Below are 10,215 nucleotides of genomic sequence, written 5' to 3'. Positions count from 1 at the left end.
CCTCCCCCGTTTCACGGGGGAGGAGAGGGCTATCTCACGCTTCCCCGCACCGCCCCGGCCGCCCATGTCGCCGCCGCCTGCCTGTGCGCCGCCGGGACGTCGCAGCCGCCGCGCGGCGAGCGGCTGCAGCGGCTGGTCGAGCGGATCCGGGCCGGGGAGCGCTTCACGGCCACCCTGGCCGGCGCGCGGATCGAGGCGGCGGGCGAGGGGGTCTCCTTCTTCCGCGAACCCGGCGAGGCCAGACGCGCGGGTCCTCCCCCCACCGATCCTTCGGATCGCCTCCCCCACGGGGGGAGGGTCTTGGAAACGCCCTTGCCGCCCAACCAGACGATCGTCTGGGACGGCCGCTACGAGCTGACCGCCGCCGAGCCCGGCCTGATCGTCCGTCCCCTGCAAGGCCTGGCCGCCCGCCTTCCGAGCGCGCAACGCCAGGCGCTGAAAGGCTTTCCGGCCGCCGCCCGGTCCAGCCTGCCGGTGGTGGCGGCCCCCGATGGGACGGTGACTTGCCCGATCCTTGCAGAGCCGAAAGCGACGCGAGCGCGTTGTCTTGTAGTGGATCGTTTCGAGGCGGCGACGGGTCGTGTCGATCAAGAACCCGCGACATGATAACCCGCGCGTGGCGAAACCGGCCGGACCGTCCTATCTTGGAAGGTCAGAGACTATCGTTGGGAAGACAACGCGTATGAATTTCAAGACCCTGGGCATCTGGGCCGTGATCGTTCTGGTGATGGTGGTCGCCTATAGCGTCTTCAGCCAAAGCGCCAAGCCGGGCGGCAGCACCGAGACCAGCTACTCGCAGCTGCTCAAGAACATCGACAGCGGCGAGGTCAAGAAGGCCAACATCAACGGCGACGTGGTCAAGGTCGAGCCGAAGACCGGCAAGCCCTACAGCGTCAACGTGCCGCTCAATTCCGAAGACCTGGTCAAGCGCCTCGAGGCCCGCGGCTCCGAGATCGTCTACCAGAAGGGCGGCAACATCCTGCTGGGCATCCTGTTCCAGATGCTGCCGATCCTGCTGCTGATCGGCGTGTGGATCTTCTTCATGCGTCAGATGCAGGGCGGCACCAAGGGCGCCATGGGCTTTGGCAAGTCCAAGGCCCGGCTGCTGACCGAGAACAAGAACCGCGTGCTGTTCGACGACGTCGCCGGCGTCGACGAGGCCAAGGAAGAGCTGCAGGAAGTCGTCGAGTTCCTCAAGGACCCGGCCAAGTTCCAGCGCCTGGGCGGCAAGATCCCCAAGGGCGCCCTGCTGGTCGGCCCTCCCGGCACCGGCAAGACCCTGATCGCCCGCGCCGTGGCGGGTGAAGCCGGCGTGCCGTTCTTCACCATCTCCGGTTCGGACTTCGTCGAGATGTTCGTCGGCGTCGGCGCCAGCCGCGTGCGCGACATGTTCGAGCAGGCCAAGAAGAACGCCCCCTGCATTATCTTCATCGACGAAATCGACGCCGTCGGCCGCCATCGCGGCGCCGGCCTGGGCGGCGGCAACGACGAGCGCGAGCAGACCCTCAACCAGCTGCTGGTCGAGATGGACGGCTTCGAAGCCAACGAAGGCATCATCCTGATCGCCGCCACCAACCGCCCCGACGTGCTGGACCCGGCCCTGCTGCGTCCGGGCCGCTTCGACCGCCAGGTCGTGGTGCCCAATCCGGACGTCGCCGGCCGCGAGAAGATCATCCGCGTTCACATGAAGAACGTGCCGCTGGCCGCCGACGTCGACGTCAAGACCCTGGCCCGCGGCACCCCCGGCTTCTCGGGCGCCGACCTGGCCAACCTCGTCAACGAGGCCGCCCTGACCGCCGCGCGCAAGAACCGTCGCATGGTCACCATGCACGACTTCGAATACGCCAAGGACAAGGTGATGATGGGCGCCGAGCGTCGCTCGATGGCCATGAGCGAGGACGAGAAGAAGCTGACGGCCTATCACGAGGGCGGCCACGCCCTGGTGGCCCTCAACGTCGCCATCGCCGATCCGGTCCACAAGGCCACCATCGTGCCGCGCGGCCGGGCCCTAGGCATGGTCATGCAGCTTCCCGAGGGCGACCGCTACTCGATGAGCTTCGACATGATGACCTCGCGCCTGGCCATCATGATGGCCGGCCGCGTGGCCGAGGAGCTGATCTTCGGCAAGCACAAGATCACCTCGGGCGCCTCCAGCGACATCAGCGCCGCCACCAGCCTGGCCCGCAACATGGTCACCCGCTGGGGCTTCTCGGACGAGCTGGGCACCGTGGCCTATGGCGACAACCAGGATGAAGTGTTCCTGGGGCATTCGGTGGCCCGCACCCAGAACGTCTCGCCAGACACCATGATCAAGATCGACACCGAGGTGCGTCGCCTGGTCAAGGGCGGCGAGGACGAGGCCCGTCAGATCCTCACCGAGAAGCTCGCCGAGCTGCACTTGGTGGCCAAGGCCCTGCTGGAGTTCGAAACCCTCAGCGGCGACGAGATCATCAATGTGATGAAGGGCGTCGCGCCGACCCGGATCGAGGACGAGAGCAACAAGATGCCGACCGGTCCGACGGCCTCGGTGCCGGTGTCCACGGGCGTCACCGCCTAGGCCGTTACCGTAGACTGCTGATGGCTATATAGTTGGAATCACTGGGGCGCTTAATGTCCCAGTGATTCCAACCATTGATGTTGGTACGCCTGCCGTCTTTGGTGACCACATTATGGATCAACGCCATTGATGGACTTGCAAAGCTTCGTCCATTGACGATCCATGTTCCGTCGATAACTTCACCATGAACTGTCTGGCCCGAGTATCGTGCTCTCAGCATTGTACCCTCGGGCAGCTGAACGCCGTCCTTAATCCACGCAGCGCCAGTCTTTTTCCCAGACGGCGGTGGCACAGGCATGCTGCTAGTCGTCCGGTTGGCATTGGCCAAAAGTCGGATGAGAATCTCATTTTCTGACTCATCGAGCAGGCAGCGTTCGGCTTCGATAGCCTTGTGTACCTCAAGCCCTATTTCTATAGTTCTCACAATAATTCTCCAAAAAACTATAGTTTTCTATAGAAATAGGGCGCCCTGTTTTCGACGTTGTCAAGCGGGCGAATTGGCGTTCTGGCTGAGCACTTGGCGATCCCGACTGCAGGCATTAGCGTTCGGCCTTGGCCGCGAGGGGCGGTGGGGAGGCACGAGATGAAGACGGCGATCATCGCCCTGGCGGCCGCGACGCTTCTTGCCGGATCCTTGGGAGCCGGCGCGGCGCGAGCCGAGGACATCAACAAGGACGGGATGACCGGTCCGGAGGTGRCGGCCTGGCTGCAGAAGGGCGGCTACAAGGCCGAGCTGACCAAGGACAGCTCGGGCGACCCGCTGATCAACAGCGCCGCCGAGGGCCAGACCTTCAAGATCTATTTCTACGACTGCAACGAGACCAAGCGCTGCAAGGCCCTGCAGTTCTCGGCCGGCTTCGACCTGAAGACCCCGCTGGCCTTCGAGAAGGCCAACGAGTGGAACCGCAAGAACCGCTATCTGAAGGTCTATCTCGACGACGACGGCGACCCCTACGTCCAGTACGACGTCAACGTGAACGCCGGCCGCACCATGGCGGGCCTGGACGACGACTTCGGCGTCTGGACCGGAATGATCGGGGACTTCACCAAGTTCATCGACTGGTAGGGGCTGCTTTCGGATTCCCCCAAAACCCCGCTCATCCCGGCGAATGCCGGACCCAGATCCCATGGCCGTGTGGATGACTGGAAGCGCTCAGCGCCCTTGGCGTCAGCCACCCCGCCATTCCATCTGGGTCCCGGCATTCGTCGGGATGAGCGGATCGGTGGGAGCGAGAGCAAACCTGCTCTAAAACCCACCCATGACCACCATTCGCCCCCGCCCTCGCCCCCGCGTCATGGGGATCGTCAACGTCACGCCCGACAGCTTCTCGGACGGCGGGCGGTTCCTCAGGCCTAGCGCGGCCCTGGACCAGGCTCGGCGGCTGGTCGACGAGGGCGCCGACATCCTCGACATCGGCGGCGAGAGCACCCGGCCCGGCGCCGACCCCGTGCCGGCCTCCGAGGAGATCGCCCGGGTCGTGCCGCTGATCGAGGCGATCCGCGCCGCCAGCGACGTCGCGATCTCGATCGACACCATGAAGCCCGCCGTGGCCCGCGCCGCCGTCGCCGCCGGGGCCACGATCTGGAACGATGTCGCCGCCCTGCGCTTCGCCCCCGATGCTCCGGAAGTCGCCGCCGATCTGGGCTGCGAGGTGGTGCTGATGCACATGCTGGGCGAGCCGGGGACCATGCAGGACGACCCGCGCTACGACGACGTGGTCGCCGAGGTCGAGGCCTTCCTGCTGGCCCGGGCCTTCACGGCCATGGCCGCGGGGGTCGAGCGCGAGAAGATCTGGCTGGATCCCGGCATCGGCTTCGGCAAGACTCCCGCCCACAACCTGGCCCTGCTGGCCGCCCTGCCGCGCTTTGTGGCCCTGGGCTATCCGATCCTGCTGGGCGCCAGCCGCAAGCGCTTCATCGCGGCGCTCGACCCGCTGGGCGCGGAGGCTGGCGACCGCCTCGGCGGCTCCCTGGCCGCCCACCTGCACGGCGCGACGGCCGGCGTCGCGGCGGTGCGGGTTCACGACGTGCGGGAGACAGCGCAGGCGCTGGCGGTGTGGGGGGCGGTCGGGGGGGGGCGTCTAAGAGGCCCACAGATGCTGGAACGCCAGCCATCGCCGTTGTAACGTCCGCCCATGGGGTGGAAAGCCTGCATCACGTCGGTCGCGCTCAGCCTGCTGGCCCTGGCGGCGCCCGCTCATTCGACGCAGGCGACCGTGACAGTCGACCAGGTTCTCGCCACCCCGGCTCTCTACGAAGGCAAAGCGGTTCGCGTGCGGGGTTTCGCGACCTTCGAGTTCGAGAATAACCGGCTTTGGCGAGATGAGACCGCGTTTCGGACCTACCAGCGTGACCGGGCGCTTCGCGTAGACACGATAGGCCTGACCCAATCGACGCGTGACGCGGCCAAGGGGCGTCTCGCCTACGTCACCGGCACGTTCAGATCCGGTGAGCATAGTTCGGCGCTCAAAGACGTGACGTCGGTGCAGCGCGATCCCGCCGATCATGGCCCTGATCGGGGTTGGTGGTCAGACCCTGATTTTACGACACTTCTCGTCATGCTGGGTGCTGTGGGTGTTGTCGTCGCTGCGTTCACTTTCGGCTTGGGAGGCCGGGGCCTTGCGCTGCAGCCTGGGTGGAAGCCGCGCAAACCCACGATCTGATGCGTTTGCTTGGTGCGCCGAATGTTCAAAGGTCGTGTTGCGTCAGCCCCCTCCGCCCCGGATGCGGTCACGCCATCAAGGTTTTAAGGCGCGGCCTCGCCGTTGCGGGCGGATGACGCCAAGGGTGTTTCCGGATACTCGCTCGCGCCCCGATTGACTTGATGGCCGAAGCGGAAGCGTACTGCCTCACACGGGTCTTTCCGATCCTCGGCGAGATCGGCACGACGCGGGACCACCAGTCTTCCGCAAAGGGGCGCTCGATCATGAATTGGGTTCACGAGGCGGCTTACCTGCTCGGCGGCGGGTTCCTGACCAACGCCGTTCCGCATTTCGTCAGCGGGATGATGGGGCGGGCGTTTCAGAGCCCGTTCTCCAAGCCGCCGGGCGTGGGGCTTTCCTCCTCGACCGTGAACGTGCTCTGGGGGTTCGGGAACATCGTCGTCGGCTATCTTCTGCTCGCCCAGGTGGGACATTTCGATCCGCGCGCTCCGGCTCACGCTGTCGCGGCGGGCGTGGGCGTCCTGGTGATGGGCCTGGTGGCCGCGCGGCTGTTCGGACGTTTCCACGGCGGCGACTTGCGCAAGGGCTCGTGACGCTCACAACCGCCCGCGTCGCCCACCCTTGAGCTTGTCCAGCGCCCGACGGGCGTGTTCGGCCTGGGTCGCGAGGGGGGCGAGGGCGCCGAGCATCGGGCCGATCTCGTCCGGCGTCGCGGCCGCCACGCTCGCCGCACCCGCCGGGCCGGCCCGGGCCATCGGCAGGATCAGCGCCACCTTGCGGGCGACGGCGGCCAGCTCGCCGCACGCCTTGGCGCGGTCGCGGACCCGGCGGATCTCGGCGGGGTCGTCGCTGGCTTCGAGGATCGCCACCGCCGATTATCCCACTCCCGCCCGACGTCCGGCCAATTCGCGCCTGGACTGCGGCAAGATCGAAACCGCCCTGCCCTGGCGCCCCCGCCCCTGGCGCGAGAGCCTGGCGGCCTGCATGAACGAGATGGAGCTCTAGGTCCCATGAAAGGCATCGTCCTCGCCGGCGGGTCCGGTACGCGGCTCCATCCCCTGACCCTGGCGGTCTGCAAGCAGCTGCTGCCGATCTACGACAAGCCGATGGTCTATTATCCGATCAGCACCCTGATGCTGGCCGGGATCCGCGACATCCTGATCATCTCGACGCCCAAGGACGTGCCGCTGTTCAAGGACCTGCTGGGCGACGGATCGGCCTGGGGCGTACGCTTCGAATACGCGGTCCAGCAAACCCCGCGCGGCCTGGCCGACGCCTTCATCGTGGGCCGCGACTTCATCGGCGGCGACAAGTGCGCCCTGGTGCTGGGCGACAACCTCTATTTCGGCCACGGCCTCAGCGAGGCGCTGGAGCAGGCCGCCGCCTCGGACGCCGGCGCCACGGTGTTCGCCTATCATGTGACCGACCCCGAACGGTACGGCGTGATCGACTTCGACGCGGACGGACGAGCGGTCTCCCTGGAGGAAAAGCCGGAAAAGCCCGCCTCGAACTGGGCGGTGACCGGGCTCTATTTCTACGACAACCAGGTCATCGAAATGGCCCGCGACCTGCCGCCGTCGGCCCGAGGCGAGCTGGAGATCACCGACATCAACCGGCTCTATCTCGACAAGGGCCAGCTGTCGGTCGCCAAGCTGGGCCGCGGCTACGCCTGGCTCGACACCGGCACCCACGACAGCCTGGTCGAGGCCACCGAGTTCATCCGCGCCATCGAAAAGCGCCAGGGCCAGAAGGTGGGCTGTCCCGAAGAAGTGGCCTTCAGCAAGGGCTGGATCTCGTCCAGCCAGGTGGTCGCCCTGGGCGAGGCCATGGGCAAGACGGAATACGGGCGGTACCTGGTGCGCCTGGCGCGGGGCTGAGCGTCAGCTTCGGCAACGCTCCAAAACGGTTGTCATCCCGGACGTAGCGAAGCGAAGATCCGGGACCGCCGGAAGCTCTGAGTTCACGCGCTGGTCCCGGATCTGCGCGCTGCGCGCTTGTCCGGGATGACAGAGTTGGGTCGAACGCGCCGTGGATGTCAGAACGTCGCCGCCCACTCCGCCCTTACCGCCTCGTCCTCTTCGACCACCGCCTCCGCCAGCCGCGCGAACGCCGCGCCGTCCAGCAGACGCCGCGCCGCCCAAACCGCCGCGCCGCGCACCACGGGCGAGGCGTCCGACAGCAACGGCTCGACCACCGCCATCAGCCCCGCGTCGCCGCTGTTGCCGATCGCGTAGAGCACGTTGCGCACGAAGCGGTCGCGGCCGATGCGCTTGACGGGGCTCTTGCTGAACAGGGCCCGGAACGCGGGATCGTCCAGTCCCGCCAGGTCGGCCAGCGCCGGACCCTTCAGGGTCTCGCGGGCGTGGAAGGCCATCTCGGCCGAGAGGCTGGCGAACTTGTTCCACGGGCAGGCGGCCAGGCAGTCGTCGCAGCCGTAGATGCGGTTGCCCAGCGCCGCGCGGAACTCCACCGGGATCGGCCCCGACAGCTCGATGGTCAGGTACGAGATGCAGCGCCGCGCATCCAGCTGGTAGGGGCCGGGGAAGGCGTTGGTCGGGCAGATGTCGAGACACGCCTGGCACGAGCCGCAGTGGTCGCGCTCGGGCGGATCGGCCGGCAGGTCCAGCGTCGTCAGCACGCTGCCCAGGAACAGCCACGAGCCGAACTGGCGCGAGACCAGGTTGGTGTGCTTGCCCTGCCAGCCCAGGCCGGCGCGCTGGGCCAGGGGCTTTTCCATCAGCGGCGCGGTGTCGACGAACACCTTCACCTCGCCGCCGAACCGGCCATGCATCCAGCGGGCCAGGGCCTTGAGGCGCTTCTTGATCACCTCGTGATAGTCGTCGCCCTGGGCGTAGACGCTGATCGCCGCGCGCGAGCGATCCTCCAGCGCCAGCAGCGGGTCGTGCTCGGGGCCGTAGTTGACGCCCAGCACAACCGCCGTCGTCGCGTCCTGCCACATGGCCGTGGGATGAGCGCGCCGGTCCAGCGTCTCCTCCATCCAGCCCATGGCCCCGTGGAAGCCCTCGGCCACGAACTCGCGCAGCCAGCCGCCGTTCGGCCAGGCGTCCGACGCGCTGGCGAAACCGCAGGTGTCGAAGCCCAGCCGAAGGGCTTCGGCTCGGATCTCGTCCCTCAATGCGAAATTGGGGGGGCTCTGGTTCGGGTGGCTAAAAGTCGAGATCGTCATAGTGCGCGACCGGCGCCAGGCCCGGCCAGCGATCGGCCAGGATGGGTCGGAAGGCGGGCCTGGACTTCAGCTTCATGTACCAGGTCTTGGTCGCCGGGAAGTCCTTCCACGGCACGTCGCCGAAATAGTCGATCACCGACAGGTGGGCGGCGGCGGCGAAGTCGGCCAGGCTCATGCGGCGTCCGGCCAGCCAGTCGCGGGTGTTCAGCAGGCCTTCGATGTAGTCCATGTGCTGGCGCAGGGCGTCGCGGCCCCGGCGCAGCGACGACAGGTCCGGCGCGCCCAGCCGCAGCAGGCGCTTCTCCATCTTCTCGTGCAGCAGGAAGCCGTTGACCTCGTTGTCAAACTTGCGGTCGAACCATTGCAGCAGGCGGCGCGCCTCGGCCCGCTCGCCCGGCTCGCGGCCCAGCAGGGCGGGTTCGGGGTCCTGTTCCTCGATGTGCTCGAGGATGGCCCGGGTCTCGGCGATCACCGTGGTGCGCTGGTGCTTGGTCTCGACCAGCACCGGCGGCACGCCCGACGGGTTGAGCTTGAGGAACGCCTCCGGGCCTTCCCAATAGCGCACCTGCACCTCGACGAACGGCAGGCGCTTCTCGCCCAGGGCGAGACGCACCTGGCGGGAGGCCGGGTCCAGGGGGAAGTGGTGAAGGGTTCGTTCGACGCTCATGCCCACGCGCATTCAGGCTGCATCGTTCGATCGATGCGCCGTTTTGTTTAACAAGAACTTGCTGAACACCGGTCATCCGACGACTTAGCGGCCAAAATCAGGTCGTTGGACCTGACTCTTGACCTGACGGGCCGGCGTTGACTCTTACGGTCAAGCTTTGGCGTTCATTCGCCCGATCAGGTTGGTGGTGCTCTGGCCGGCCTTCAGCTGGGCCAGAACCACCTTGCCGCCGTAGCCCAGCACCACGTCGGAGCCGACCACGGTCTCGACCGTATAGTCGGCGCCCTTGACCAGCACGTCGGGGCGGAAGGCCTTGATCAGGGTCAGCGGCGTCTCTTCGTCGAACAGCACCACCAGGTCCACCGCCGACAGCGAGGCCAGGACGGTGGCGCGGCCGGTCTCCTTCTGCACCGGACGGGTCGGACCCTTCAGGCGCTGGACCGAGGCGTCGGTGTTCAGCCCGACGATCAGCCGGTCGCAGGCCGCCTTGGCCTGGGCCAGCAGCGAGACGTGGCCGGGGTGCAGCAGGTCGAAGCAGCCGTTGGTGAAGCCCACCTTCAGGCCCCGCGCCCGCCAGCCGGCGACGATGGCCAGGGCGCCGTCCAGGTCGGCGATCTTCTCGGCCACCGGATCGCCGTGCTCGCCATGGGCCAGGCCGACCAGCTCGTCGGCGGTGACCACGTCGGTGCCGAGCTTGGCCACCACCAGGCCGGCGGCCAGGTTGGCCAAGCGGGCGGCGTCCAGCGGACTGGCGCCGCGAGCGAGCGCAAGCGCCAACGTCGCGGCCACGGTGTCGCCGGCCCCGGAGACGTCGAACACTTCCAGCGCCGTGGCCGGCAGGTGGACGGGGGCCTCGCCGCGCACGGCCAGGGTCATGCCCGCCCCGCCCCGGGTGATCAGGGCGGCCGCCAGGTTGGGGGCGGTCGCCAGGATGGCGTCGGCGGCCTCGGCGGCGGCCTCGTCCCCGGCCCCGGTCACGCCGGTGGCCTCGGCGGCCTCGCGGCGGTTGGGCTTGATCAGGGTCGCGCCGTCATAGCGCGTGAAATCGTGGCTCTTGGGATCGACGATCACCGGCTTGCCGGCGGCGTTGGCGGCGGCGATGGCGGCCTTCAGCACCACCGGCGTCAGCACGCCCTTGGCG

At 67.6% G+C, this 10,215-nt stretch carries 10 protein-coding genes and 2 pseudogenes; 8 read left to right on the top strand and 4 right to left on the bottom strand.

Annotation, left to right across the window (positions count from 1 at the left end):
- The 6 genes and pseudogenes from AC1DZ6_RS10735 to AC1DZ6_RS10710 form a co-directional block, all read left to right on the top strand.
- Positions 1 to 606: pseudogene (locus tag AC1DZ6_RS10735) on the top strand (tRNA lysidine(34) synthetase TilS); the annotation flags it as partial.
- Positions 607 to 682: 76 nt separating this feature from the next.
- On the top strand, positions 683 to 2,557 hold the full coding sequence (gene ftsH / locus AC1DZ6_RS10730; protein WP_477097169.1) for an ATP-dependent zinc metalloprotease FtsH: 1,875 nt from the start codon (positions 683 to 685) through the stop codon (positions 2,555 to 2,557).
- Between the two features lie 583 nt (positions 2,558 to 3,140).
- Positions 3,141 to 3,623, top strand: a complete 483-nt coding sequence (locus tag AC1DZ6_RS10725) for a YbjN domain-containing protein (protein ID WP_477097168.1) — start codon at positions 3,141 to 3,143, stop codon at positions 3,621 to 3,623.
- A 193-nt stretch (positions 3,624 to 3,816) separates the two neighbouring features.
- Entirely contained in the window at positions 3,817 to 4,683 is an 867-nt protein-coding gene (gene folP / locus AC1DZ6_RS10720) for a dihydropteroate synthase (RefSeq protein WP_477097167.1), read from the top strand.
- A gap of 9 nt (positions 4,684 to 4,692) precedes the next feature.
- Positions 4,693 to 5,220, top strand: coding sequence for a hypothetical protein (locus tag AC1DZ6_RS10715; RefSeq protein ID WP_477097166.1), 528 nt, complete (start codon positions 4,693 to 4,695; stop codon positions 5,218 to 5,220).
- A gap of 161 nt (positions 5,221 to 5,381) precedes the next feature.
- On the top strand, positions 5,382 to 5,813 hold the full coding sequence (locus AC1DZ6_RS10710) for a hypothetical protein (protein ID WP_477097165.1): 432 nt from the start codon (positions 5,382 to 5,384) through the stop codon (positions 5,811 to 5,813).
- Between the two features lie 3 nt (positions 5,814 to 5,816).
- Here the strand turns inward: AC1DZ6_RS10710 and AC1DZ6_RS10705 are convergent.
- Positions 5,817 to 6,080, bottom strand: a pseudogene (locus AC1DZ6_RS10705) (hypothetical protein); the annotation flags it as partial.
- On the opposite strand from AC1DZ6_RS10705, the gene AC1DZ6_RS10700 reads away from it, so the two are divergent.
- Together AC1DZ6_RS10700 and rfbA are read left to right on the top strand one after the other, a co-directional pair.
- A complete protein-coding gene (locus tag AC1DZ6_RS10700; protein WP_477097164.1) occupies positions 5,995 to 6,225 on the top strand; it encodes a sugar nucleotide-binding protein in 231 nt (76 codons plus the stop codon). The pseudogene AC1DZ6_RS10705 and the gene AC1DZ6_RS10700 overlap by 86 nt on opposite strands.
- 5 nt (positions 6,226 to 6,230) lie before the next feature.
- On the top strand, positions 6,231 to 7,097 hold the full coding sequence (rfbA, locus tag AC1DZ6_RS10695) for a glucose-1-phosphate thymidylyltransferase RfbA (RefSeq protein WP_477097163.1): 867 nt from the start codon (positions 6,231 to 6,233) through the stop codon (positions 7,095 to 7,097).
- A gap of 158 nt (positions 7,098 to 7,255) precedes the next feature.
- Here rfbA and queG read toward each other — a convergent pair whose 3' ends face one another.
- The 3 genes from queG to rfaE2 all read right to left on the bottom strand — a co-directional run.
- The gene (gene queG, locus AC1DZ6_RS10690) at positions 7,256 to 8,407 is read right to left on the bottom strand and encodes a tRNA epoxyqueuosine(34) reductase QueG (RefSeq protein WP_477097162.1); all 1,152 of its coding nucleotides are present in this window, start codon (positions 8,405 to 8,407) and stop codon (positions 7,256 to 7,258) included.
- A complete protein-coding gene (gene fzlA, locus AC1DZ6_RS10685; RefSeq protein WP_477097161.1) occupies positions 8,388 to 9,074 on the bottom strand; it encodes an FtsZ-binding protein FzlA in 687 nt (228 codons plus the stop codon). The genes queG and fzlA overlap by 20 nt, the downstream gene beginning before the upstream one ends.
- 150 nt (positions 9,075 to 9,224) lie before the next feature.
- Positions 9,225 to 10,215, bottom strand: a 991-nt coding sequence (gene rfaE2 / locus AC1DZ6_RS10680) for a D-glycero-beta-D-manno-heptose 1-phosphate adenylyltransferase (protein ID WP_477097160.1), incomplete at its 5' end; no start/stop codon positions are given.

Source organism: Caulobacter sp. P1_B12_2 (genome assembly GCF_056406675.1).
Note: the sequence above shows the minus strand (reverse complement) of the source record. Positions and strands in the feature narration are given on the sequence as shown.